Origin of the sequence: Sphaerotilus uruguayifluvii (genome assembly GCF_013294065.1) — a bacterium.
In the GTDB taxonomy this organism is placed as follows: Bacteria; Pseudomonadota; Gammaproteobacteria; order Burkholderiales; family Burkholderiaceae_C; genus Sphaerotilus; species Sphaerotilus uruguayifluvii.
In genome coordinates this window covers 358,534-383,170 of the sequence record NZ_JABSNM010000001.1, presented here as the reverse complement: position 1 = coordinate 383,170, position 24,637 = coordinate 358,534, and the positions used below count along the sequence as shown (strand labels likewise).

Here is a 24,637-nt window from a genome sequence, read left to right as displayed (position 1 = left end):
CCGGCGCCGGACCAGGGCCCAGGATGTCGGATCGCGGCGGCCCGACATCCGCCGTCAATTGGTATCTAACCGTACCCGTCGGTCAAGACCCCTGAAAGGCGGAGTCGGTCTCGCGGGCGCCCTGCGCCACGCGCACCACGGCCGGCGCCACCGCCTGCGCCAGCCGCCGCAGCGCGCGGCGGTGGGCGGCGACCAGCCGCTCGGCCTCCGGCGCGGCCCCGTCCGGACCCGGTGCATCCACCGGCTCGGCCAGGTCGATCCGACCCGCCCGCGGCGGCCGGCGCCCGGCCGGATCGGTCGCCACCCAGCTCGCGCCCAGGCGCACCACGCCGCCCGGCCGGTCGGCCTCGAGCCGATCGATGTCGATGCGCAGGCGCTGCACCGCCACCAGGCCGGCCGGCAGCGCCGCCCCCCAGACCTGCACCGGCAGGCCGGCGGCCGCCGCCGCAGCCGCCAGGTCGGCGCGCAGCAGCCGCGGCACCGCCTCGCCCAGCGGCTCGGCCCAGCGCACGTCGGGCAATGCCTGCAGGCCGTGCGCGCCCTGACCAGCCAGGATCAGCTCGCGGTCCAGATAGGCCGGCAGCTGCACCCGCTGCAATTGCCAGACCGGCGCGGCCGACAGGTCGGGCGCGGCCTCGCCGGCGGCGGCGGCGTCGTCGCTGCCGGCGAGCCGCAGCAGCCGCGGCACCCGGGTCGGCGCCGCCGCGCAGCCGGCCAGCACGGTGGCGGCCAGCGCACCGGCCAGCACCCCGGCACCGCGGCGCAGCAGCAGGCGACGCGCCGGCGCGGTCGTCATCGTCACGGACTTCATGGCAACTCCTCGGGGCGGCCGGTCAGCAGCGAACGCGGCTGCCGCTCCAGCGTGTCGGACAGCGCGCGCAGCGAGCGCGCGGCACGGGACAGGTCGTCGAGCGTCTGCTCCAGGCTCTGCTGCAGCGCGCTGTCGGGGCCGGCGGCCTCGGCCGTCTCGCGCAGCGCCGCGGCGGTGCGCGCCAGCTCGTCGGCGCCGCGGCCGAGGCTGCGCATCAGCGGCGCATCCGGGCGCAGCAGCGCATCGGCGCTGGAGGCGGCGGCGCCGACCCGCGCGGCCGCGGCCGACATGTCGGCCATCGAGCGGCGGGTGTCCTTCAGCGTGCGGCCGGCCTCGTCGAGCAGCGGGCCGCCGCGCTGGTCGAACTGCGCGGCGAGCCGGTTCAGCCGGGTGGCCGCCTGCTCGACCTGCGCCAGCGTCGCGTCGATGCGCGGCGAGTCCACGGTGCGACGCACCGACGCGGCGATCGACGACAGGTCGTCGACCATGCGGCGCAGGTCCATGCCGTCGACCTGGTTCTTGATGTCCTGGATCGCGGTGGTCACCGTCGGGATCTCGATCATGCCGCTGCGCGCGCCCAGCCTCGAGGCCTCCTTGTCGGCGCGGAAGTCCAGGTCGACGTAGAGCTGGCCGGTCAGCAGGCTCTGCATCTGCAGCTGCGCGCGCAGGCCGCGCTCGACCAGCGTCTCCAGCCGCAGTCCGTCGCGGCGCTCGCCGCCGGCGCCGACCTGGTCGATCAGCTCCGGGTCGAGCTCGGCCACCACCGGGATGGAGAAGCGATCCTGGCCGGCGTCGTAGCGCAGGCCGATCGAGGTCACGCTGCCCAGGCGCACGCCGCGGAAGACCACCGGCGCGCCGACCTGCAGCCCGAAGATCGAGCCGCGGAAATGCATCACCACCGCGTCCTTGCGCGCGAAGAGCCGGCCGTCGGCGGTGGCCAGCACCGCCGCGACGATCAGCACGATCGCGCCGAGCACGAAGGCGCCGATCAGCACCGGACGCGAGGCGCGGGAAGGTCGGGAAGGCGGGCCGTCGTTCATCGGGAATCGCTCCGGTCGCGGCGCAGGAAGGCCCGGACCTCGTCGGGGCCGTGCTCGCGCAGCTGGTGAGGGTTGTCGAGCGCGGTCATGGTGCGTTGGCGCGCGTCGAGGAAGAGCGCGCGGTCGGCGACCGCGAACAGGCTGTCGAGCTCGTGCGTGACCAGCACCACGGTCGTGCCGAGCCGGTCGCGCAGCTGCAGGATCAGCGCGTCGAGCCGGGCCGAGGCCAGCGGGTCCAGCCCGGCCGAGGGCTCGTCGAGAAAGAGCAGCGGCGCGTCGGCGCACAGCGCGCGCGCGATGGCGGCGCGCTTGCGCATGCCGCCGCTGAGCTCGGCGGGCAGGCGCTCGAAGCTGCCGTCCAGCCCGACCAGCGCGAGCCGGAAGCGCGCCTGCAGCGCCAGCGCCTCGTCGTCGACGCGCTGGCGCAGCCGGCCGTCGTCGTCGCGCAGGCTCTCGCGCTGCGCGAACATCAGGTTCTCGCCGACGCTCATCGAGCTCCACAGCGCGCCGGCCTGGAACATCACGCCCAGGCGGCGGCGCAGGCGCCGGCGCACCCGCTCGTCGGCGTCGTTCAGGTCCTCGCCCTCGAGCAGGAGGCGCCCGGCCGCCGGCGTCTGCAGCCCGATCATGTGGCGCAGCAGCGTGCTCTTGCCGCAGCCGCTGCCGCCCATGATCGCCAGGATCTCGCCGCGGCGCACCGCGAAGTCCAGGCCCTGCTGGATGACGCGCCCGCCGTGCGCCATCGTCAGGCCCTCGACCCGCATGATGTCGGCCGGCGTCGCCCTCACCATCCGAGCCTCTGGAAGACGATGGTCGTCACCGACGCGGCCACGACGATCCAGACGATGGCCTGCACCACCGAGGCGGTCACCGCCCGGCCGACGCCCTCGGCGCTGCGCTGCGCGTTCAGGCCCTGGCGGCAGCCCGCCAGCCCGACCAGGCCGGCGTAGAGCGTGCCCTTGAACAGGCCGATGCCCAGATGCGCGGGCGTCAGCGCCTCGCCGGCGCGCTGCAGGTACTGGAAGGAATCGACGCCCTGCACCCCGACCGCGACCACCCAGCCGCCGACCATGCCCAGCAGCGCCGCGTAGACCGTCAGCATCGGCGCCACCAGCAGCAGCGCCAGCAGCCGCGGCAGCACCAGGTGCTCGACCGGATCGAGGCCGAGCGTGCGCAGTGCGTCGATCTCCTCGCTGGCGTTCATGCTGGCCAGCTCGGCCGCGAAGGCCGCGCCGACCCGACCGGCCAGCAGGATGGCCATCATCAGCGCGGCGATCTCGCGCACGCTGCCGATGGTCACCAGGTCGGCGATGAAGACCTGCGCGCCGAAGCGGCGCAGCTGCTCGGCGCCCATGTACGCCAGGATCATGCCGACCAGCACGCTGACCAGCGAGACGATCGGCAGGCTGCGCGGGCCGGTCTGCTCGACCTGCCAGACCAGGTCGCGCCAGCGCAGGCCGCTGCCGCCGCTCGGCACGCGCGCCAGCGCCAGCAGCGTCTGGCCGACGAAGCCGAGGCTGACCGCGAACTGGCCGTGACCGTCGAGCACGCGCCGGCCGAGGCGCTCCAGCCCGCGCCACCACACGGCCGGCTTCGGCGCGGGAGCGGCCGCGGGCGCGGGCGCAGCCGTCGCGCCCGCCTGGGCGACGACCGCGCGCAGGCCCTCGGGCAGCGAGTCGTCGAGCTGCACCTCCGCGCCGGACGATGCCGATCGCAGCAGCCCCCAGAGGCGCGCGGCCAGGCGCGCGTCCCAGCCCTGCAGCACCTCGGCGCGCAGCCTCAGGCCGGCCGCGGCCGGCCGCGGCGGCCAGTCCGGCAGCGCCGCGGCGCGCCAGTCGCCCGACAGCGTCCAGACGGTCACGCCGCCGGGTTCGCCGGCGGCATGGACATGGGGCGCAGCCCTCGGCGAAGGAGACGGGGCCTCATCCACTCGAGCAGGATCCGGTGGTCTTCATGATGCCCGGATCGTACCCGGCGCCGCTGCGGCGCAGCAGCGCCCCGGCCTCGCAGGGAATCAGTCCCGCCGGATGGAGCTCGGGCGGCGCCGCGCCGTCGAAGAACCAGTGCAGCAGGCGCGCGACCTCGCCGTCGCTCTCGGCTGTAGCAGCGGCGGCAGCAGGAGCAGCCGGCCAGGTCGTCGGCACATCGAGCACATCGAGCAGGTCGCGCATCACGGACTCCGGCGGCGGGTCGCCCCTGGGGAACCGGGCCCGCGGGGCCCGGCAGGACAGCTCAGACCGCGTCGCGGCGGCGGCTGCTCGACATGGCGCCGATCAGGCCCACCAGCGCGGCACCGGCCGCCGCGGCCATCAGCACCGACTTGCCCGGCTCGCTGCGGATGTAGCCGACCGCCTGGTCACGCTTCACGCAGGCCTGCTCGCGCACCTTGGCGCCGGTGTCGCGGCACGCGGCCATGCCGCGCGTGTGCAGCGACTCGATCCTGTCGGCCGCGCGATGCAGCGCCGAGCCGCTTTCGGCGCGTGCGGTCTCGACCTTGTCGGCCAGCGTGTCCAGCGCCGAGGCGGCGCCGTCGCGGGTCTTCTCGATCAGCGTCGAGGCGCTGTCGGCGGCCTTCTGGCCGGCGGCATCGATGCGGTCGGCCACGTCGTGCAGCTTGGCCGAGGCGGGGGTGTCGGGGGTCAGGGGAAGCTTGTCGTTGAACATCTGGATCTCCTTGAGTGAGGGGGGCTGAACTGCGATGGAGTCACTTTAGGAGCCGCCCGGGCCGCTGCCCATGAGCCGTCGCCGCGCCGGCGTGTGGGCCGGATCCGGCATCGCTGTAGGACGATGCCGCCGTCCCGGCCTCCGGGCGGGCGGCGGCATCAGCGGCCGGCGCCGCGGCGATCGCTGGCCGCGCTCAGCCGCAAGGCCAGGTCGCGGCAGCCGGCATCGCTGCCGCCGTCGCCCGGGTCGAGCAGCGGCAGCAGCGCCGCCGCCGGCGTCACCAGCGCCAGCAGCGCCGAGGGCAGCAGCCGCTGCACCAGGCCGCGGGTGTCCAGCGAGACCTTCGGCCGGGCCAGCGTGCCGCGCACATCGATGGGCGTGCGCAGCGACAGCGGACTGAAGTCGTGCGGCCGCACCCGCGCGCGCAGCATCAGCTGCTCGGTGGCCAGCGACAGCGCACCGTCCACCACCACCAGCGAGTCCGGCGTGTCCACCAGCATCACGCGCGGCGTCGCGGTGCCGTCGCGCACCTGCAGGTCGGCCACCGCGCAGCGCAGCGGCAGCCCCCGGTCGCCGACCAGCAGCAGGCCCAGCGCCTGCGCGACGTCGATGCCGGCGGCCTCCAGCGCCAGCTGCGACATGCGCCCCTGCGTGATGCCCAGGCGAAGCCGCCCGTCGGCGCTGGCCAGCAGCTCGGCCGTCGAGCGGCCCTGCCCCTTCATGAGCAGGTCGCCCGACAGGCGCCCGCTGATCCAGGGCCCGGCGCCGGAGGCGCGGGTCTGGCGCAGCCAGTCCTCCAGCGGCACGCCGGTGGCGCGCAGCGCGGTGGTCCACCGCGCCTGCGCGCCGCGCGCGTCCAGGCCGATCGAGCCGGTGATCTGGCCGCCCGAGCCCACCCGCGCGGCCAGCTCGTCGATCGACAGCACCGCATGCTGCAGCCGCAGCCGCGCCTGCAGCGGTGCGATCGGCCGCGCAAAGGCCTCGCCCAGCTCGAGCCGGTCGAGCGAGACGGTCAGCGCCGCGTCCATGCGGTCCAGCGAAGGCAGGTCGAAGCGGCGGTCCGGCAGGATGCGGCCGTCGGAGGCCGCGGCCTGGCGCTCGGCCGCCTGCGCCGGCACGCCGATGGCCGGTCCGAGATCGGCCAGCCACAGCGCGCGCCCGCGCAGCGTGCCGCCGAGCTGCGGGCGTGCAGCGGCGGTGTCGAGCACGAAGTCGCCGCTCAGCTCGGAGCGGCCGATGCGGGCCTGCGCCAGCTGCAGCCGCCACGGCGAGGCCTCGGCCGGCTCGCGCAGGATGCGGCCCTGCGCCCGGAACGACGCGGTGGTCGGCAGCGTCAGGCCGAGCGGCTCGCCCACCCGCGCCAGCGACGGCCCCGACAGCGTGAAGCCGGTGTCGAGCCCGCGCAGGCCCAGCAGGTCGCGCACGCGGCCCTGCGCGCGCAGCAGCGTCGCGCCCGCCTCGAGCGACAGCGCGAAGCCGACCGGCGCCGCCGCACCGGCCGCGATCCAGGGCAGCGGCGAGCCGGTCTCGAGCGCCAGCGACAGCGGCTGCTGGCGCCAGCGCCCGCCCGAGCGCAGCTTCACGCCGCGATCGTCGAGCGAGAACATCGCGTCGGCCTGCAGCGCCAGCGGCCGGTCGTCGATCGCCACCCGGCCCTCGCGCAGCCACAGCGTGCCGATCTGCACCGCCGGCCGCGGCCGTGCCGGCGCGTCCGCGGCGCGCTCGAGCAGCCAGTTCGCGCGGCCGTCGGCCTCGCGCTGCAGCCTTGCGGCGATGCGGCCGATGCCGACCTGCTCGATGCGCAGCGGTTCGCCGCGACGCCAGGCCAGCAGGTCGCGCCAGCGCAGCCGCAGGTCCAGATCGCGGGCATGCAGCGTCCAGCCCGCCGGCAGGCCTTCCGGCGCCGGCGGCCGCGCGGCGGCCGCACCGGCCGGATCGGCCACCGCCAGGTCGGCCGCCTGCAGCCGCAGCGGGCCGATCAGCGACAGCCGCCAGCCGGGCGCGCTGCCGGACGGTGCCTCGGGCGGGCGCCAGCGCAGCTCGCGGCCGAGCCGGCCCGACAGCCAGCCCTCGCTCCAGCCCGCCAGCCAGGGCCAGCCGCGCCATTCGCCCCAGGCCAGCGCGGCCGCAGCCGCCACCAGCAGCGCGGCGCCCGCGGCCGCCGTCCGACGCACAAGCAAAAACCGCCGCGAAGGCGCGGCGGTCGGCGTGCGGACGGCGGGATCGGCGGCGATCCCGTCGTTCATCATCACATCCGGACGACGATCTCGTTGCGCACTTCCTTCACCCCGTTGACCGCGCGGGCCAGCGACTCGGCCGAGCTCCTCTCGGTCGCGTTCTTGGCGAAGCCCGAGAGCATCACCGTGCCGTTGAGCGTCTCGACGCTGATGGCCGAGGCGTCGACGCTCTTGGCCTCCACGAAGCGGGCCTTCACCGCGGTGGTGATCGCGGTGTCGTCGACATACTGGCCGACGGTGGACTGGCCGCGGCTGACGGCGCAGCCCGGCAGGACGACGAGGGCGGACACGGCGGCAAGGGCAGCGACGGTGGCACGGAACATGGTGTATCTCCTTGAAAGTGGTGGCGATCGGGATCGATCCGCTGGTCATCGGGCTCGATTCCCGATGACTTCATTGTGGGAGGCCGTGCAGGGCCTTTCGATCGGAGAAGCCCGCCGCCCGCTGTAGGACGCCACCGATGGGCCCGGCCGGACGCCGCGAGCCGCGTGCATGCGCCCAGACCCAGGTGAACTCCGCGCCCAGCAGGAAGATCTGCGCCGACCAGTAGACCCAGACCAGCACCACCACCAGCGAGCCCGCCGCGCCGAAGCCGCTGCTCACGCCGCTGCGGCCGATGTACAGGCCGATCAGCGTGCGCCCGGCGCTGAACAGCAGCGCGGTGACCGCCGCCCCGACCCAGACATCGCGCCAGGCGATCCGCACCCGCGGCATGATCTTGTAGATCATCGCGAAGCCCAGCGTCGCCAGGCCGAAGCCGGCCAGCGCGTTGACCCCCTGCAGCAGCAGCGACCAGGCCGGCAGCCGGGTGTTCCACCAGTTCGTCCACGCCGCCAGCGCCGCGCTGGTCACCAGCGAGACCATCAGCAGGAAGCCGATCGCCATCACCATGCCGAAGGACAGCACCCGCGCGCGCACCCAGGCCAGCAGGCCGGCGGCGGGCGGCTGCGGCGCCTGCCAGATGCGGTCGAGCGCGCCCTGGAGCTGCGCGAAGACGGTGGTGGCGCCGATGAAGAGCGTGCCCAGGCCGGTCAGCATCGCCAGGCCGCCGGTCTCGGGCAGGCGCAGGCTTGCCAGCAGCGCCTGCACGGTGGCGGCGCCCTCCTCGCCCATCAGGCCGCGCAGCTGCCCCAGGATCTCGCCGCGCGCCGCCTCCTCGCCGAAGACCAGCCCGGCCACCGCGATGGCGATCAGCAGCGTCGGCGCGATCGAGAACAGCGTGTAGTAGGCCAGCGCCGCACCCTGCGTCGGCGCGTCGTCGTCGATCCAGGACGACAGCGTGCGGCGCAGCATCGCCGACCAGGCCGGCGAAAACGCAGCGGCGGCGGGAGCGGGAGCGTGGGGAGGGAGGGGAGCGAGGGGTGCGTTCATCCACCCTTTGTCGCCGCCGGGCGGGCCTGCGGCCAGCGGCCGGGGGCGCAGCCGGCCGTAGGACGGCACCGACGCGCGCTCACGCCCTCGGACGACGGCCGCGCGCCCGGGCCAAGACCACACTGGCGACGCGCCCACCCCCTGCCCCCACCGGCCCCCCCGCCTCCTCTTTCGATCCGTCATGAACACCTATCACTGCAGCCACTGCGGCCAGACCGTCTTCTTCGAGAACACCCGCTGCGAGGGCTGCGGCCATGCACTGGCCTTCGATCCGGCCACGATGAGCCTGCTGGCCTGGCAGCCCGGACCGGACGGCACGCTGCAGCCCTCGACCGCCGCGCTGGCGCCCGAGGCCGCGCAGGCGCTGCAGCAGCGTGCGGCCGGCGGCCGGCTGCGGCCGTGCGCCCACCACGCGCTGCCGCACGGGGCGGACGCCGCGCCGGCCCCGCAGGGCGTCTGCAACTGGCTGAGCGACGCGGACGACGCCGACGGCGGGCCGCTGTGCCTGAGCTGCCGCTGCACCGAAGTGCTGCCGGCGCTGGACCGGCCGGGCAATCTCGAGGCCTGGAGCCGGCTCGAGACCGCCAAGCGCCGGCTGCTGCACGGCCTGCTGGCGGCCGGCCTGCCGATCCCGCGTCGCCCGGTCGATCCGCAGGGCCTGGCCTTCCGCTTCCTGGAGGAGCTGCCCGACGCGCCCGAGCCGGTGCTCACCGGCCATGACCACGGCCTGATCACCGTCAGCATCGCCGAGGCCGACGACGCCACCCGCGAGGCCCGGCGCGCCGCGATGCACGAGCCCTACCGCACGCTGCTGGGCCACTTCCGCCACGAGATCGGCCACTTCTACTGGGACCAGCTGATCGCGAAGGACGAGCGGCGCCTGGCCGCCTTCCGCGCGCTGTTCGGCGACGAGCGCGCCGACTACGGCCAGGCGCTGGAGCGCCACTACCGCGAGGGCGCGCCGGCCGACTGGCCGCAGCGCCACATCAGCGCCTACGCGACCATGCACCCGTGGGAGGACTGGGCCGAGACCTGGGCGCACTGGATGCACATCTCGGACTCGCTCGACACCGCCAGCCACTGGGGCGTGCGGCTGCAGGGCGATCCGGTCGCCGGCCCGGCGGTCGAGCCCGACACCGCACTGGCCGCGCTGCCCGGCACGCGCGACTTCCGCCGGGTGCTGGTCGACGAGTGGCTGCCGCTGTCGCGCTTCCTCAACAGCATGGGCCGCAGCCTCGGCCAGGGCGACGCCTGGCCCTTCGTGGTCGCCGATCCGGTGCTGGACCGGCTCGCCTTCGTGCACCGGACGGTGCGCGAGGCCGCGCTCAGCCGCAGCACGCCTGCAGGCTGATGCCATGCAGCCGCTCGTTCCAGCGGCAGCGCACGATCGTGCCCGCGCCGGCCGGCACCGGGCCGCGCCCCTGGCGGCGCAGTCGCGAGGAGCAGCCGGCCCGGCAGGCGATCAGCGCCCCCGGGCGCGCACGGTGGGCGGACAGGCAGCGGGCGGAAAGATCCATGATGAACACTCCAGGACAGATCATGATCAGCCCCGAAACCACACGGGACCACGGACTTCAGCATAGGCATCGCGCCTGTGCGGACCTGTGAGCCCGGACCGCGACGGCCTGTCAGTCCTGTCCTGCACGAGCGCCCGATGAACCGAAACGCCCCCCACGCCCATCCTCCCGTCGACCGCCGCCTGTGGTGGCGCTTCGTCGCGATGGCCCGTCCGTACTGGAGCGGCGCCGAGCGCACGCGCGCCATCGGCCTGCTGGCGCTGCTGATCGTGCTGCTGCTGGGCCAGACCAGCTTCAACGTGCTGTTCAACCAGCAGAGCGGCGAGTTCACCTCGGCGCTGGCCGCCGGCGACGCCGAACGCTTCTGGCGCGCGATCCGCCAGTTCAGCCTGCTGCTGCTGGTGGCCGTGCCGCTGTGGGCCTGCTACTACTTCGTGCGCGACACGCTGGGACTGCGCTGGCGGCGCTGGCTCACGGCGCACCTGCTCGGCCGCTACCTCGGCCACCGCGCCTTCTACCGGCTGACGCAGCAGTCCGGCGCGGCGATCGACAACCCCGACCAGCGCATCGCCGAGGACGTCAACAGCTTCACCGGCCAGTCGCTGTACTTCCTGATGGTGCTGCTCGGCGCGCTCATCGAGCTGGTGGCCTTCACCGGCGTGCTGTGGTCGATCTCGCGCCTGCTCGTCGCCTTCCTGATCGTCTACGCGGTGGCCGGCACCTGGATCACGATCGCGGTGTTCGGGCGGCCGCTGATCGGGCTGAACTTCCGCCAGCTTCGCCGCGAGGCCGACTTCCGCTTCGGCCTGGTGCGGCTGCGCGAGCATGCCGAGCCGATCGCCTTCCACGAGGGCGAGCGCGAGGAGCTCGGCCGGCTGCGCGGCCTGTTCGCCAGCCTGTACGGCAATGCGCGCCAGGTGCTGCGCTGGCAGTTCGGCCTGAACCTGTTCCAGTACGGCCACAGCTTCCTGACGATGGCGCTGCCCAGCATCATCATCGCCGACCAGGTGCTGTCGGGCGAGATGGAGGTCGGCCGCGCGATCCAGGCCGCCGGCGCCTTCTCGGCCATCCTGGGCGCGCTGACGCTGATCGTGCAGCACTTCGAGAGCCTGAGCCGCTTCGGCGCCGGGGTGAACCGGCTGCACGAGTTCAGCCGCGCGCTCGACCGGCTCGAGGCCGGCGGCGGCCGCAGCGACAGCCGCATCGAGACGCTGCCCGGACGCGACTTCGCGCTCGAGCATGTCGCGGTGATGACGCCGCAGCGCGAGCACCTGCTGATCCGCGACCTGTCGCTGACGATCAGCGACGGCCACGGCCTGCTGATCGAGGGCCCGAGCGGCTGCGGCAAGAGCTCGCTGCTGCGTGCGATCGCCGGGCTGTGGACCACCGGCTCGGGCCGCATCGTCCGGCCCGACGGCGACGAGGTGATGTTCCTGCCGCAGCACCCCTACCTGGGCACCGGCACGCTGCGCGACGAGCTGCTCTACCCGCATCCGGAGCGGCCGCTGCCCGACGAGGAGCTGCGCGCGCTGCTGCGCGAGGTCAACCTGCCCGACCTGGCCGACCGCGTCGGCGGGCTCGACGCGGTGCGCGACTGGGCCAAGGTGCTGTCGACCGGCGAGCAGCAGCGCCTGGCCTTCGCGCGGGCCCTGCGCTCGCGGGCTCGCTTCGTCATCCTGGACGAGGCCTCCAGCGCGCTGGACGCGGCCAACGAGGCGCTGCTGTACGCGCGGCTGGTGGCCGCCGGCAGCACGCCGGTCAGCATCAGCCACCGGCCGGCGCTGCTGGCCTATCACCAGCAGGTGCTGCGGCTGCATGGCGACGGCGGCTGGTCGCTGCATCCGGCGCGCGGCCACCGCTTCGGCGAGGGCGGCGCCGAAGCAGCCTGATCCAGATCAGCCCCGGGCGGGGGCGGCGCTGCCTACGATGCGTCCCGGAAAGGAACCCCGCCGATGCCCGACGACCTGCTCGCCCGACTGAAACGCTTCCGCGAGGACACCTTTCCCGGCTCCCGCGAGCAGTTCCACGAGCTCGTCGCCCAGGGGCAGCGGCCCTCGACGCTGTTCATCGGCTGCTCGGACTCGCGGCTGGTGCCCTACCTGCTGACCGGGGCCGGCCCGGGCGAGCTGTTCATGATCCGCAACGTCGCCGCCTTCGTGCCGCCGCACGACGGCTCGGCGGGCTTTCACGGCACCGCCGCGGCGATCGAGTACGCGGTGCTGGCGCTGGAGGTCGAGCGCATCATCGTCTGCGGCCACAGCCACTGCGGCGGCATCCGCGCGCTCTACTTCGGCCATCCGGTCGGCGCGAGCAACCTCGGCGCCTGGCTGGAGCTCGGCCGCGACGCGGCGCTGCCGGTGCGGCCCTCGCCGGAGGCGCTGCGCCGCACCGAGCAGCGCGCGGTGGTGCTGCAGCTCGAGCGGCTGATGAGCTATCCGATGGTGCGCGAGCGCGTCGAGGCCGGCCGGCTGACGCTGCACGGCTGGCACTACGTCATCGAGGACGGCGAGGTGCATGTCTTCGACGTCGAGCACGGCCGCTTCGTGCCCGCGGCCGAGTCCAGCCATGCCGGCACCGGGCCCTACCGCGCCGCGGTCGATCCGGGGCCGCCGCCGATGGCGCCGTGCCCGCGGCCGGCCTGACCAGGCCCGCCCGAGGCCGGCGGCAGGATCTTCTCGCCGAGCAGCGTCAGGCCGCCGGCGTGACGCCCGCGTGAGCCGCCTGCTGGTCGGCGTGGTAGCTCGAGCGCACCATCGCCCCGACGGCCGCGTGCGTGAAGCCCATCCTGTAGGCCTCGGTCTCGAACATCCTGAAGGTGTCCGGGTGCACGTAGCGGCGCACCGGCAGGTGGTGGCCGCTCGGCGCCAAGTACTGGCCGATGGTCAGCATGTCGATGTCGTGCGCGCGCATGTCGCGCATGACCTCGAGGATCTCCTCGTCCGTCTCGCCCAGGCCGACCATCAGGCCGCTCTTGGTCGGCACGTTCGGCACTTCTTCCTTGAAGCGCTTGAGCAGCGTCAGGCTGAACTGGTAGTCGGCGCCCGGGCGCGCTTCCCTGTACAGGCGCGGCACGGTCTCCATGTTGTGGTTCATGACGTCGGGCGGCGCGTCCTTCAGGATCGCCAGCGCCTTGTCCAGGCGGCCGCGGAAGTCGGGCACCAGCACCTCGATCTGCGTCTGCGGCGAGGCCTCGCGGGTGGCGCGGATGCACTCGGCGTAGTGGCCGGCGCCGCCATCGCGCAGGTCGTCGCGGTCGACCGAGGTGATGACGACGTACTTCAGCTTCAGCGCCGCGATCGTCTTGGCCAGGTTGGCCGGCTCGTCCACGTCCAGCGGATCCGGGCGGCCGTGGCCGACGTCGCAGAACGGGCAGCGCCGCGTGCACTTGTCGCCCATGATCATGAAGGTCGCGGTGCCCTTGCCGAAGCACTCGCCGATGTTCGGGCAGCTCGCCTCCTCGCAGACCGTGTGCAGCTTGTGCTCGCGCAGGATCTCCTTGATCTCGTAGAAGCGCGTGGTCGGGCTGCCGGCCTTGACGCGGATCCAGTCGGGCTTCTTCAGCGTCTCGGCCGGCACGATCTTGATCGGGATGCGCGCGGTCTTGGCCTCGGCCTTCTGCTTGGCGGTCGGGTCGTAGTTCGCGCCGGTCTGCGCGGTGTGGGTGACGTTGTCGGTCGGCATGGTGCGTCCAGGATCCCGGTGGGGATGGAGAGGCGGCGGAGCGGGTGGGCGGAAGGCGTCGTGGCCGGCGGGCGGCGTCGCCCTCAGCGGCTCAGCAGACGGGCGAGGAAGCGGGCCAGCAGGTCGGCGGCCGTCGCCCAGTCGGTCGAGACGCCGAGTGTAGCCAAGTCGACCGTGCGAAGCCCCGGATAGCCGCAGGGATTGATGCGCTCGAAGGGCTCCAGGTCCATCGCCACGTTCAGCGCCACGCCGTGGTAGGTGCAGTGGTTGCTGACCTTGATGCCGAGCGCCGAGATCTTGCCCAGGCCGCGGAAGGGGTCGCGCGGATCGGCCGGTCCGGTGAGCGCACCGTGCGCGAACGGATCGTCCAGCCGCACGTAGATGCCGGGCGCGCCGGCGACGCGGTGGCCGGTCACGCCGAACTCGCCCAGCGTGCGGATCGCCGCCTCCTCGACGCGGTAGACGTATTCCTTGACGAAGATGCCCAGCCGGCGCAGGTCGACCAGCGGGTAGGCCACCACCTGGCCGGGGCCGTGGAAGGTGACCTGGCCACCGCGGTTGGTCGCCACCACCGGGATGCTGCCGGCGCCCAGCACATGCTCGGGCCGCCCGGCCACGCCCTGCGTGAAGACCGGCGGGTGCTCGCACAGCCAGATCTCGTCGGGCGTGGCGGGCGTGCGGGCCTCGGTGAAGGCGCGCATCGCGTCGAAGGTCGGGCCGTGCTCGACCAGGCCGAGCCGGCGCAGCAGCGGACCGGCTGGGGCGACAGGATCGGCAGTCGAAGCGGCAGACAGATCGGCAGGCAGATCGGCGGCAGTCATCGCGGCATTGTCCCACCGCGATCGCCGGCCGGCTCGGCCGACCGGCCCGCGCCGGCTCAGGCCGCCAGCGCGATGTCGACCGTGCTCATCGCGCTGCCGAGGCGGTGGAAGGCGCGCGAGCGCAGCGACTGCGCGTCGACCGCGTCGCCGACCTGCTCGAGCACGTCGGCCGCACGCAGCAGCATCGCGCAGCGCAGGCCCAGGTCCTCGCAGCGCTCGACGCGCCGGGCCAGGTCGAAGGCGGTGTCGCGCACCTGCTCGATGGCCAGGCGCGCGGCGGCCGGCCGCTCGCGCGCGATCCACATCCGCAGCAGCCGCGCCATCGCCTCGAGCAGCTCGGCCATCGCGGCGATGCCGTCGGCATGGCCGCCGGTGGCGCCGACGGAGCGCTGCGTGCGCGCCAGCAGCCACTGCGCATGCTCGAGCGACTCCTCGTCGTCGTGCTCGACCGCCTCGGTCATCGCGCCGTCGGCCGCCTTCAGCAGCAGCCGCGCCATCTCGAGATGATCGCGCTGCTGGCGGGCGCGCTCCAGGCGCTGCATCCAGCCGTCCTGACGGGCTTCGAGCTCCAGCCGGCCCGTCGCCCTCTCGTTGTGCATGTTCGTCGACATCGTTTCCCCCGCGTGGTCGGCGACGCTGATGCCGGTCGCTCGACGCCAGGGCATCGTAGGCAGCGCGCCGGGGGCCGGCGCCCCCCTGCCTCAGGGTTCGCCCCGAGCCAGGCCGCGCCAGCGTGCAATCGGCACGCCCGGAGCGCCGGCGATGCCTGCCCGCCCCTCAAGAACGCCCCGGGAGCGCCGAGCGGCTCAGGACATCGGATAGGACAGCGTCGCCAGCGTCAGCCCGACCACGGTCCAGGCGATCGCCGCCAGCAGCAGCGACTCGCGCAGCGCCGGCCGCCGCCCGCCCCAGCGCACCAGGCGCATCAGCAGCAGCGGCCAGAAGAAGAAGTCGACGTCCTTCAGGTAGAGCGCCCCGCCGAGCGACAGCGCCGCCGCGCAGACCAGGATCTGCGCGCTCGACAGCCGGTAGTCGCGCAGCGAGTTCCAGCTCCACGCCAGCACCGCGGCGATCAGCGCCGGGCTCAGCAGGTTCGGCACGAGCTGCGCGCTCTCGAGGCGGTCGATGCGCGAGAACACGAAGCCGCCGGCCGGCAGCGCCGGCGACAGCCCGTACAGCACGACCACCAGCGGCCACAGCATCAGGAAGCGCTGCAGCAGCACCGCCGTGCCGGCGCGGCGGTTGATCCGGTCGCCGGCATGCAGCCCGAGCACCAGCAGCGCCAGCGCGATCAGGAAGGCGCGCAGGCTGGGCTCGCGGGCCGGCTCGTGCAGCAGCGGCGGCGCCACCCCGCCCCAGGCCAGGCCGAGCAGCGCCAGCGCCAGCAGCGCGGCGGCCGCCTTCGGCAGCAGGTCGACCCAGCGGCGCTGGCGCAGGTCGTCCAGACAGGACGAGGCCACCAGTGCGGTGCCCGACGGATCCACGGTCACGGTCAGCGGCAGCAGCACGACCGAGGCGCGCCGGTGCGTGCCGTCACCCAGGCGCGGCACGACGATGCCCAGCACCAGCAGCAGCGTCGCCATCGCCTCCGGATGCCCCCACAGCGCCGGGCCGAACTGGAAGGGCGACGCGAAGAAGGCGGTCGCCAGCAGCGAGGCGCGCCACCAGCTCGTGCCCAGGTGCAGCGCCAGCTGCAGCACCAGCAGCGTCGAGGCCAGATGCATCACCAGCCCGACGGCGCGCGCGCTCTCGAGCGGCAGGCCCAGCGCCCCGATCAGCGCGTAGAAGACCGGCCCGTAGCGCCCGTGCATCTCCAGCAGGAAGGTGCGCCACGGCAGCGTGCGGAACTGCAGCAGCTCGACGCTGTGCAGCCGCTCGAACGCGCCCTGCGCACCGTGGCTCGGGTTGTAGGACACCGCCAGCGCCATCCAGCCCAGCACGATGAAGGCCAGGACCAGCAGGGCGATCAGGTCCCAGGGCGGCTGCGAGGCCAGATCCTCTTCTTCGGTGGCGACATTCACGATCCATTCCCTGACAACTTGTTACAAACAATCCTAAGGATGCCTGAAAGATGTGTCAACAAATTTGCCAACTCTGTCACAGTCGGATCCGATTTCAAGCCAGATCAAGACCGCAGACAAGGGGGATCGTGTTCCTTCAGTGGCGGGAATGACGCACCCGGATCCAGCGCAGGCCCAGCAGCAGCGCCAGCACCAGCGCCTCGGGCGCGATCTCGGCCAGCCGGCCCTTCGAGGCCCGCATCCAGGCCAGATGCAGCAGCCCGAGCGGCGCGATCAGGTAGACCAGCCGGTGCAGCCGCTGCCAGCGCCGGCCGCCCAGCGCACGCATCGCGCGGTCGGTCGAGGTCAGCGCCAGCGGCAGCAGCAGCATGAAGGCCAGGAAGCCGACCAGCGCGAAGGGCCGCTTGCCCAGATCCCTGGCGATCGCCGCCGGGTCCAGGCCCATGTCCAGCCAGGCATAGGCCAGCGCATGCAGCAGCGCATAGGCGAAGGCCCACAGCCCGACGGTGCGGCGCCAGCGCATCGGGCCGTTCAGACCGGACAGGCGCCGCAGCGGCGTCAGCGCCAGCCCGATCAGCAGCAGGTTCAGCGTCCAGCTGCCGGTGCCGCGCAGCAGCGTCTCGGCCGGATTGACGCCCAGGCCGCCGGCCCAGCCGGTGCTGCCGCGCACGACCCAGCCCAGCAGCGGCAGCAGGCACAGCAGCCAGACGGCGAACTTGGCCCCCGGCCGGCGCAGCGCCGCGTCGAGGCGGGCAAGCGCAGGCGCGGTCATCAGAAGGACTTCTTCAGGTCCATGCCTGCGTACAGCGAGGCCACCTGCGCGCCGTAGCCGTTGAACGGCAGCGTCGGGCGCTTGCGCGCGAACAGGCCGTCCTCGCCGATGCGCCGCTCGGTGGCCTGGCTCCAGCGCGGGTGGTCGACCTCCGGGTTGACGTTGGAATAGAAGCCGTACTCCTGCGGCGCCGAGCGGTTCCAGGCCGTCTGCGGCTGGCGCTCGGTGAAGCGGATGCGCACGATCGACTTGGCGCTCTTGAAGCCGTATTTCCACGGCACCACCAGCCGCACCGGCGCGCCGTTCTGGTTGGGCAGCACCTCGCCGTAGAGGCCGAAGGCCAGCAGCGTCAGCGGATGCATCGCCTCGTCCAGGCGCAGGCCCTCGACATAGGGCCAGTCGAGCACCCGCGACGCCACGCCGGGCATCTGCTTCGGATCGGCCAGCGTGTGGAACTCGACATACCGGGCGTTGCCGGTCGGCTCGACGCGGCGGATCAGTTCGGCCAGCGACCAGCCGACCCACGGGATCACCATCGACCAGCCCTCGACGCAGCGCAGCCGGTAGATGCGCTCCTCCATCGGCGCCAGGCGCAGCAGCGCGTCCAGATCCAGCGTCTGCGGCCGCTTCACCTCGCCGTCGACGACGACGCTCCACGGCCGGGTCTGCAGCCGTCCGGCCAGCCGCGCCGGATCGGCCTTGTCGGTGCCGAACTCGTAGAAGTTGTTGTAGGCGGTGAGGTCGGCGTAGGCGGTCGCGCGTTCCATCGTCGTGGCGCCGGCCACCGCGCTGCGCGCGCCCGGCAGCGCGGCCAGCCGCCCCGGCCGGGCGGGTGCGGAGGCCGGCTGCGCCAGCGCCTCGCGCCCGGCCCAGCCCGCCAGCGCCAGGCCGCCCGCACCGGCCGCGATCTGGCGCAGCCAGTCGCGGCGGCGGTCGTGGACCTCGCGGGGCGTGATCTCGCTGGACCGCGGATGAATGAATCCGTGATCGGAATGGGCGTGGGGTCGGACGGGCATCGGGCGCTCCAGGGCTGACAGCAGGGTGACGCCCCTTCTGTCGGGGAAGACGCCCGATTCTTACAGCGGCCTGCGACGCGGACGGGGCGCTGCCGGGGCGTCCCCGCCGATCGTGGGGATCAGCGTGTCGCCGTCGAAGGCGGTCGAGGGCCCGTCGCCCCAGAGCTGCAGCGCGTTGCGCTGGAAGCGGTCGCGGAAGTTCTTGCGGTCGAAGAGCTTGTGCTGCGCCTCGGGCGGCAGGTCGGTGATGCAGATGATGTTGCGGGCCACCAGCACGTCGACCAGATCCTCGAGCACCCGGATCAGGCCGGCATCCAGGCTGGCGAAGGCGGCCTGGCTGGCCGTCTCGCCGAGCAGCTCGCGCAGTTCGGGATGATCGGGCGGCACCATCTCGGCGCCGGGAACCGGATCGCGGTGGACGCTGGCGATGCGGCCGGCAGCGTCGCGCAGGACATGGGGCATGGCGGGAACCTCTCTGCCCCCGCTATCGGCGTGCCGGCCGGTCGCCTGAAGCGGCGCGACCGGCCGGGCCCCCGGCCTCACAGCTCGCCGTAGGAATGCAGGCCGGTCAGGAACATGTTGACGCCGAGGAAGGCGAAGGTCGTCACCACCAGGCCCGCCAGCGCCCACCAGGCGGCGACACGGCCGCGCAGGCCCTTGACCAGGCGCATGTGCAGCCACGCCGCGTAGTTCAGCCAGACGATCAGCGCCCAGGTCTCCTTCGGGTCCCAGCTCCAGTAGCCGCCCCAGGCCTCGGCGGCCCAGAAGGCGCCCAGGATGGTGGCGATCGTGAAGAAGGCGAAGCCCAGCGCGATCGCGCGGTACATGACGTCGTCGAGCACCTCGGGCTCCGGCGTGTGGCGGTCGATCACGCCTCGCGCCAGGATGGTGAAGGCGAACAGCGCCAGGCAGCCGCCGAGCATGCGCATCGTCTTCAGCAGCGCCTGCGCGACCGGCTCGGACACGCCGCCGACCGCCCAGAAGGCCACCAGCACCAGCATCACCGCCCCCGGCACGCCGACCAGGCCGGTCCACAGCGAGCGCGCCGGCGCGGTCTTGACCAGATAGGCCAGCGCGATCATCGCCGACATCGCGAAGGTGCCGTAGCCGACGAAGTTCGCCGGCACGTGGATCTTCATCCACCAGCTCTGCAGCGCCGGCACCAGCGGCTGGATCTCGTGGGCGCCGCGCGCCAGCGTGTACCAGACCAGGAAGCCGACCGCCGCGCTGACCACCAGCATCACGAAGGCGCCCAGCGAGCGCGTGGCGTAGCGCTGCTCGTAGTAGAGGTAGATCAGCGTCGTCAGCCAGACGAACAGCACGAAGACCTCGTACAGGTTGCTGACCGGGATGTGACCGATGTCCGGGCCGATCTGGTGGCTCTCGAACCAGCGCACGAAGGTGCCGGTCAGCGCCATGAACACCGAGCCCCAGGCCAGCCAGGAGCCGATGCGCTGCGCGGTGGCGCTGCCCGAGAGCAGGCCGATCCAGTAGGTGATCGTGCTCATGAACACCAGCACGCCCATCCACAGGATCGCGCTCTGGCTGGAGAGCATGTACTTCAGCCAGAAGATGCGCTCGGCCGCGGCCAGGTCGGCGCCGAAGGCGTCGGTGTGGCGCATGTACAGCGAGATCGCCAGCAGCGTGGCCGCGCTCACGCCCAGGCTGAGCGTGCGCAGCGGCCCCCAGAACCAGCCCAGCGCGATCAGGCTCGGCACGGCGCCGACCAGGATGCCTTCCTCGTAGTCGTTCATCGCCGCGCCGTAGCGCTGCCAGACGAAGGCCGCGCCGGCCAGCAGCAGCAGCGCGTAGAGCCAGTCGTAGAGACTGCGCGAGGCGAAGAAGGACGCCCGGCCGAGCGTCAGCGTCGTCGTCGTCGTGGAGGGCGGGGACGCGGTGGTGGTGTTCATGGCGGCAGGCGGGCGGGCATCGCTCCGGTCAGGTCTTCAGCATCCTCGACGCCAGCGCGTCGAATTCCTTGTCGTTGTCCAGCGTCTGGCGGGTGGCCGACAGCGCCATCGTCACGGTGGTCGACGTCGCGTCGGCCGGACCTTCGATCCAGATCCACAGCCGGCGTTCCCGGATGTAGAGCATCGCGAACACGCCGATGGCCAGCAGCACGCAGCCGGCGTAGACCAGCGTCTTGCCCGGCGCGCGGGTGACCTGGAACACGCTGGCCTGCACCTGCTCGAAGCCGCTCAGGCTCAGCAGCACCGGCGCGGAGTACGCGAAGGAGTCCGACAGCGACAGCACCGTCTGGCTCATGAAGCGCTGCGTGGCCTCGCCGGGCTGCAGCGCCGCGTGGCCGCCGCGCTCGCGCACCAGGTTCAGCAGCTCGAACAGGCCGCCGTTGAGGATGCGGATCAGCACCTCGGAGGTACGCGCGCGGTCGGCCTCGGGCACGCCGGTCTCGATGAAGTCCTGCAGCGCGATCAGCCCGGCGCTGGGCGCGTCCTTGCGCACCACCTCGTCGCCGGAGAACAGGGTCAGCGCGCGCAGCACCGAGGCCTCGAGCTGGGTGGCCAGCTCCGGCTTGCCCTCGGGCGAGACCTTGCGCACATAGCGGCGCGCGGCCTCGGCGCGGCTGGCCGGGTCGGCCAGCGCGGCACGCAGGTCCATCCAGTCGCCGATCGTGTCGCGGTCGTCGGCGGGAATGCGCAGGTAGCGGAAGGGCTGGTCGGGCGAGTCGCGCATGCCCGCCAGGAAGACCTTCTGGCCGTCGAGATCGACCGGCAGCATGTAGTTGCTGTACTCGCGGGCCTGGCCCGAGGCGTCGCGCAGCTTGTAGACCACCGACGGGCCGACGTTGCGCAGCTTCTTGTCGCCGGACGGGCGCGCGCCCGAGCCGAGGTGCTCGCCCAGCGAGCCGGCCAGGTCGACCTTGCGCACGTCCGCGCCCGAGGCCGATTCGGCCGCCATGTTCTCGACGTTGATGACGCGCAGGCCGGTGAACTCGAGCTGCAGCGCGTCCTTCGGGTCGCTGCCCTTGCTCAGCGTCGTCACGCCGCCGACCTCGCCCTTGATCTCGAAGGGCGCGCCGGGCCGGCCGAAGGGCCGGCCGGTCAGCGTCAGCCGCGAGCCGCCGTCCTCGAAGCTGGACTGGTAGATCGCGATGCCCTTGTGGATGAAGGGCTCGTTGACCTTGACCTTGGCGACGGTCTTCGTGCCGTCGGCATCGTGCACGACGATGTCGCTGGCGAAGAGCTTGGGCATGCCGGTGTCGTAGTACTCGACGACGAACTTCTTCAGCTCGATCTGGAACGGCAGGTCCTGCAGCACGACGCCGTCGGTCAGGTTGATGACCGCGGTGCCGGCCGACGCCCCCTCGGGCACGAAGAGGTTGCCGCGGAAGGTCGGATTGGCCGGCGACAGGCGGTGCCCGGCGCCGATCTCGCTGATGCGCCCGCCGCCGGTGAAGGGCGTCTTGCCCAGCAGCGCCATCTGCGCGCGCACGATCAGGTCGCCGTCGAACAGGCCGCCGATGCAGATCAGCACGATCGCGCCGTGCGCGGCGATGTAGCCCAGCTTGTTGGTGGCGCCCTGGCGCGCGGCGACCATCACGCCGCCCTCGCGCACCTGCGCCTTGCCGCTCCAGCCCGCGCCCGCCAGCAGCTCGTGCACCCGCGCCAGCGCCTGATCCCGGGTGAGCGCCAGCTCACCTCGCGCCTTGTGGTGGAAGGCCTGCAGCGCGCTCTCGCGGATGCCCTCCTTCGTCGTGCGCAGGTCGGCGAGGATCTTCGGGGTGTGGCGCGCGATGCACAGGCTGGTCGACAGCACCAGGAAGGCCAGGATCAGCAGGAACCAGCCGGCGCTGTAGACCGCGTACAGGCCCAGGCGACCGAACACCTCGGCCCAGAACGGACCGAACTGGTTGACGTAGTTGACCGGCGGCTGGTGCTGCTGGACCACGGTGCCGATCACCGAGGCGATGCAGATGATCGTGAGCAGCGCGATGGCGAAGCGCATCGACGACAGCAGCTCGACGCTCTCCTGCACCCAGCGCGAACCGCGACGGATCTCGAGACCGGCAGTGGAAGAAGACATGGCGGGCGGATTATGGGAACGGGAGGCTGAAGGCAGTGTAAAGATGCACAAAGGCCGGTCATTGACCGGCCCTTTTGATCTTCGTCAACGAGACGACCCTCGAAGCGGGTCGCCGGCCCGCAGGCCTCAGTTGTGCAGACCGGACACGTAGTCGGCGACGGCCTTGATCTCGCGGTCGTTCATCTTCGCCGCCACGCCGCTCATCACGGTGTTGTTCTTGCGGATGCCGTCGCGGAAGTTCTTCAGCTGCAGTTCGGTGTAGTCCGAATGCTGGCCGGCCAGACGCGGGTACTGGGCCGGGATGCCGGCACCGGTCGGGCTGTGGCAGCCGGCGCAGGCCGGGACCTTGCGATCGGCGATGCCGCCACGATAGATCTTCTCGCCCAGGGCGACGAGTTCCTGGCTCTTGGCCGCACCCGGCTTGGCTTCCTTGCTGGCGTAGAAGGCCGCGACGTTCTTCATGTCCTCGTCGCTCAGCGGCGCGGCCATGCCGTTCATCACCGCGCTGGCGCGCTTGCCGGCCTTGAACTCGGTCAGCTGCTTGACCAGGTATTCGGGGTGCTGGCCCTGCAGGATCGGGTTGGTCGCGACGCCGCGCGAGCCGTCGGCGGTGTGGCAGGCGGAGCAGACCTGGGCGGAAATGGCTTCGCCCTTGACCAGGTCGGCCTTGGCTGCAGGCTTGGACTCGGAGGCGGCAAGCGGGGTGGCCATGACGGCCGCCGCGAGCAGGGCAAGGAGCGACTTGACGTGCGATTTCATGATGAAGCGGCCCAGAGGCTGGCGGAGGATTGGCAGACGGTAAAACCGGCCGATTTTACAATGCCGCACGATGAGCCCCACCACCACACCGCCCCCGGGTGGCGCCGACGCCACGCGCGCGGCCCTCGCCTGGACTCACACCGCCCGCTTCCTCACGACGGCCAGCCGTCTTGACCAGCTGCCGGCCCATGAACTGCCCGAGATCGCCTTCGTCGGACGCTCCAACGCCGGCAAGTCGACCGCGATCAACACGCTGGCGCAGCAGCGCCAGCTCGCCTACGCCTCCAAGACCCCTGGACGCACCCAGCACATCAACCTGTTCGAGGTCGGTCCGCGCGACGCGCCCCAGGCGCTGTGGGCCGACCTGCCCGGCTACGGCTATGCGGCGGTGGCGCGCCAGTCCAAGCTGCGCTGGCAGGAAGTGATGGCGCGCTACCTCGAGATCCGCCGCAACCTCGCCGGTGTCGTGCAGATGGTCGACTCGCGCCACGGCTTCACCGACCTGGACCGCCAGCTGCTGAGCTTCGTCGCGCCGCGCATCGGCAACGGCGAGGTCAAGCTGCTGGTGCTGCTGACCAAGGCCGACAAGCTCAACCGCAAGGAACAGGCCGAGTCGCTGCGCCGCGCGCAGGCGGTGCTGGCCGAGCTGTCGACCGACGAGGCCGACATCGGCATCACGCTGTTCTCCTCGCTGAGCCGGCTCGGTGTCGGCGACGCGGCCGAGACGCTGCAGCACTGGGCCAGCCAGGCCGTGGTGCTGCCCGACTTCGTGCCCCCGCCCGCCCCCGCCGACGAGGCCGACGATGAGCCTGCCGCCGACCGGCCCTGAACCCGGGCCGGCCGCGCCGGCGCGCCCGGGACGGCTGCAGATGGCCGACATCGCCCGCATCGCGGGCGTGTCGGTGGCCACCGTCTCGCGCGCGCTCAACGGCAGCACCGAGGTCAGCGCCGCCACGCGCCAGCGCATCACCGAGCTGGCGCGCTCGCTGAACTACACCATCAACGTCAGCGCGAAGAACCTGCGGCTGCGCCACAACCGCACCGTCGCGGTCGTCATTCCGTACGACCGGCAGACGCGGCTGCATGTCTCGGACCCCTTCTTCCTGTCGATGCTGGGCAGCCTGGCCGACGCGCTGACCGACCGCGGCCACGACATGCTGGTGTCGCGCATCGACGCCGACCAGCTCGAGACGGCCTCGCAGTCGTACGACAGCGGCACCGCGCTGGGCATCATCATGATCGGCCAGTGGCACAGCCACGAGCAGCTCAACCGCCTGGCCGACCAGGGCGTGCCGCTGGTGGTCTGGGGCGCACAGCTGCCGCAGCAGCGCTACTGCTCGGTCGGCGGCGACAACCTCGGCGGCGGGCGCATGGCCACCCGGCACCTGATCGAGCGCGGCTGCCGGCGCTTCGTCTTCCTGGGCGATCCGACCACGCCGGAATCGGCGCTGCGCCTGCGCGGCCACCAGCAGGAGCTGGCCGAGGCCGGGCTCGGTCCCGAGGCCTGCCGGGTGCTGGCGGTCGGATTCGACGCAGCGCGCGCGCGCACCGAGGTCGGCCGGCTGCTCGAGCAGGGCGTCGACTTCGATGCGGTGGTGGCCTGCTCCGACGTGCTGGCCACCGCGGTGGTGCCGGTGCTGCGGCTGCACGGCCGCGAGGTGCCGCGCGATGTCGCGGTGGTCGGCTACGACGACATCGAGTGGGCCAGCCACGCCGACCCGCCGCTGACGACGGTGCGCCAGCCGGTGGCGCGCGCCGGCGTCGAGATGGTCGAGGCGCTGCTCGAGCGGGTCGCCGGCCGCGACGCGCCGCCGCGCACGCTGCCGGTCGAGCTGGTGGTGCGCCAGAGCTCGATGCGCTGAACGCCCGCCGCGGCCGCGACG

The 24,637-nt window shown here is 72.9% G+C and carries 25 protein-coding genes; 5 read left to right on the top strand and 20 right to left on the bottom strand.

The window, feature by feature from the left end:
- Window positions 1-82: 82 nt before the first annotated feature.
- The 9 genes from HNQ01_RS01690 to HNQ01_RS01650 form a co-directional block, all read right to left on the bottom strand.
- Window positions 83-811, bottom strand: coding sequence for a PqiC family protein (locus HNQ01_RS01690; protein WP_173803570.1), 729 nt, complete (start codon window positions 809-811; stop codon window positions 83-85).
- Window positions 808-1,851, bottom strand: coding sequence for an MlaD family protein (locus HNQ01_RS01685; protein WP_173803569.1), 1,044 nt, complete (start codon window positions 1,849-1,851; stop codon window positions 808-810). The genes HNQ01_RS01690 and HNQ01_RS01685 overlap by 4 nt, the downstream gene beginning before the upstream one ends.
- On the bottom strand, window positions 1,848-2,639 hold the full coding sequence (locus HNQ01_RS01680; protein WP_353621619.1) for an ABC transporter ATP-binding protein: 792 nt from the start codon (window positions 2,637-2,639) through the stop codon (window positions 1,848-1,850). The genes HNQ01_RS01685 and HNQ01_RS01680 overlap by 4 nt, the downstream gene beginning before the upstream one ends.
- Window positions 2,636-3,781 (bottom strand): MlaE family ABC transporter permease, encoded by a 1,146-nt coding sequence (locus HNQ01_RS22525; protein WP_173803567.1) that lies wholly within the window; start codon window positions 3,779-3,781, stop codon window positions 2,636-2,638. Before HNQ01_RS22525 ends, HNQ01_RS01680 begins: the two co-directional genes overlap by 4 nt.
- Entirely contained in the window at window positions 3,774-4,022 is a 249-nt protein-coding gene (locus HNQ01_RS01670; RefSeq protein ID WP_173803566.1) for a hypothetical protein, read from the bottom strand. Before HNQ01_RS01670 ends, HNQ01_RS22525 begins: the two co-directional genes overlap by 8 nt.
- A 61-nt stretch (window positions 4,023-4,083) precedes the next feature.
- Complete coding sequence (locus tag HNQ01_RS01665; RefSeq protein WP_173803565.1) at window positions 4,084-4,515, bottom strand: hypothetical protein; 432 nt, start codon at window positions 4,513-4,515, stop codon at window positions 4,084-4,086.
- Window positions 4,516-4,673: 158 nt separating this feature from the next.
- Window positions 4,674-6,761 (bottom strand): AsmA family protein, encoded by a 2,088-nt coding sequence (locus HNQ01_RS01660; protein WP_173803564.1) that lies wholly within the window; start codon window positions 6,759-6,761, stop codon window positions 4,674-4,676.
- A 2-nt stretch (window positions 6,762-6,763) separates the two neighbouring features.
- A complete protein-coding gene (locus tag HNQ01_RS01655; RefSeq protein WP_173803563.1) occupies window positions 6,764-7,075 on the bottom strand; it encodes a BON domain-containing protein in 312 nt (103 codons plus the stop codon).
- Between the two features lie 70 nt (window positions 7,076-7,145).
- Window positions 7,146-8,045 (bottom strand): YihY/virulence factor BrkB family protein, encoded by a 900-nt coding sequence (locus HNQ01_RS01650; protein WP_173803562.1) that lies wholly within the window; start codon window positions 8,043-8,045, stop codon window positions 7,146-7,148.
- Window positions 8,046-8,304: 259 nt separating this feature from the next.
- Here HNQ01_RS01650 and HNQ01_RS01645 point away from each other — a divergent pair, with 259 nt between their 5' ends.
- Entirely contained in the window at window positions 8,305-9,474 is a 1,170-nt protein-coding gene (locus tag HNQ01_RS01645; protein ID WP_173803561.1) for a zinc-binding metallopeptidase family protein, read from the top strand.
- Here HNQ01_RS01645 and HNQ01_RS01640 read toward each other — a convergent pair.
- Window positions 9,449-9,640 carry a hypothetical protein gene (locus tag HNQ01_RS01640; protein WP_173803560.1) on the bottom strand — a complete coding sequence of 64 codons (192 nt, stop codon included), beginning with the start codon at window positions 9,638-9,640 and terminating at the stop codon, window positions 9,449-9,451. The genes HNQ01_RS01645 and HNQ01_RS01640 overlap by 26 nt on opposite strands.
- A 137-nt stretch (window positions 9,641-9,777) precedes the next feature.
- Between HNQ01_RS01640 and HNQ01_RS01635 the strand changes: the two genes are divergently transcribed.
- Both HNQ01_RS01635 and HNQ01_RS01630 read left to right on the top strand, forming a co-directional pair.
- Window positions 9,778-11,529, top strand: coding sequence for an ABC transporter ATP-binding protein/permease (locus HNQ01_RS01635; protein ID WP_173803559.1), 1,752 nt, complete (start codon window positions 9,778-9,780; stop codon window positions 11,527-11,529).
- A gap of 63 nt (window positions 11,530-11,592) precedes the next feature.
- On the top strand, window positions 11,593-12,282 hold the full coding sequence (locus tag HNQ01_RS01630) for a carbonic anhydrase (RefSeq protein ID WP_173803558.1): 690 nt from the start codon (window positions 11,593-11,595) through the stop codon (window positions 12,280-12,282).
- Window positions 12,283-12,328: 46 nt separating this feature from the next.
- Here the strand turns inward: HNQ01_RS01630 and lipA are convergent, their stop codons facing one another.
- The 10 genes from lipA to HNQ01_RS01580 all read right to left on the bottom strand — a co-directional run bounded on the left by lipA (window position 12,329) and on the right by HNQ01_RS01580 (window position 22,754).
- Window positions 12,329-13,321, bottom strand: a complete 993-nt coding sequence (gene lipA / locus HNQ01_RS01625; protein WP_173803557.1) for a lipoyl synthase — start codon at window positions 13,319-13,321, stop codon at window positions 12,329-12,331.
- 83 nt (window positions 13,322-13,404) lie between these two features.
- The gene (lipB, locus tag HNQ01_RS01620; protein ID WP_286180409.1) at window positions 13,405-14,022 is read right to left on the bottom strand and encodes a lipoyl(octanoyl) transferase LipB; all 618 of its coding nucleotides are present in this window, start codon (window positions 14,020-14,022) and stop codon (window positions 13,405-13,407) included.
- Between the two features lie 176 nt (window positions 14,023-14,198).
- Window positions 14,199-14,741 carry a hypothetical protein gene (locus tag HNQ01_RS01615; protein WP_173803555.1) on the bottom strand — a complete coding sequence of 181 codons (543 nt, stop codon included), beginning with the start codon at window positions 14,739-14,741 and terminating at the stop codon, window positions 14,199-14,201.
- A 207-nt stretch (window positions 14,742-14,948) separates the two neighbouring features.
- Window positions 14,949-16,163 carry a hypothetical protein gene (locus tag HNQ01_RS01610; RefSeq protein ID WP_173803554.1) on the bottom strand — a complete coding sequence of 405 codons (1,215 nt, stop codon included), beginning with the start codon at window positions 16,161-16,163 and terminating at the stop codon, window positions 14,949-14,951.
- Between the two features lie 136 nt (window positions 16,164-16,299).
- Window positions 16,300-16,935 (bottom strand): protein-methionine-sulfoxide reductase heme-binding subunit MsrQ, encoded by a 636-nt coding sequence (locus tag HNQ01_RS01605; RefSeq protein WP_173803553.1) that lies wholly within the window; start codon window positions 16,933-16,935, stop codon window positions 16,300-16,302.
- The gene (msrP, locus tag HNQ01_RS01600) at window positions 16,935-17,951 is read right to left on the bottom strand and encodes a protein-methionine-sulfoxide reductase catalytic subunit MsrP (protein WP_173803552.1); all 1,017 of its coding nucleotides are present in this window, start codon (window positions 17,949-17,951) and stop codon (window positions 16,935-16,937) included. Before msrP ends, HNQ01_RS01605 begins: the two co-directional genes overlap by 1 nt.
- Window positions 17,952-18,011: 60 nt before the next feature.
- Window positions 18,012-18,413 (bottom strand): hypothetical protein, encoded by a 402-nt coding sequence (locus HNQ01_RS01595; protein WP_173803551.1) that lies wholly within the window; start codon window positions 18,411-18,413, stop codon window positions 18,012-18,014.
- A gap of 77 nt (window positions 18,414-18,490) precedes the next feature.
- Entirely contained in the window at window positions 18,491-19,861 is a 1,371-nt protein-coding gene (gene ccsB / locus HNQ01_RS01590; RefSeq protein ID WP_173803550.1) for a c-type cytochrome biogenesis protein CcsB, read from the bottom strand.
- A gap of 28 nt (window positions 19,862-19,889) precedes the next feature.
- Complete coding sequence (locus tag HNQ01_RS01585) at window positions 19,890-21,995, bottom strand: cytochrome c biogenesis protein ResB (RefSeq protein ID WP_173803549.1); 2,106 nt, start codon at window positions 21,993-21,995, stop codon at window positions 19,890-19,892.
- 126 nt (window positions 21,996-22,121) lie between these two features.
- A complete protein-coding gene (locus HNQ01_RS01580; RefSeq protein ID WP_173803548.1) occupies window positions 22,122-22,754 on the bottom strand; it encodes a c-type cytochrome in 633 nt (210 codons plus the stop codon).
- Window positions 22,755-22,824: 70 nt separating this feature from the next.
- Here HNQ01_RS01580 and yihA point away from each other — a divergent pair, with 70 nt between their 5' ends.
- Window positions 22,825-23,583, top strand: a complete 759-nt coding sequence (yihA, locus tag HNQ01_RS01575; protein WP_173803547.1) for a ribosome biogenesis GTP-binding protein YihA/YsxC — start codon at window positions 22,825-22,827, stop codon at window positions 23,581-23,583.
- Complete coding sequence (locus HNQ01_RS01570; RefSeq protein ID WP_286180387.1) at window positions 23,558-24,616, top strand: LacI family DNA-binding transcriptional regulator; 1,059 nt, start codon at window positions 23,558-23,560, stop codon at window positions 24,614-24,616. The genes yihA and HNQ01_RS01570 overlap by 26 nt, the downstream gene beginning before the upstream one ends.
- The last annotated feature ends 21 nt before the right edge of the window (window positions 24,617-24,637 follow it).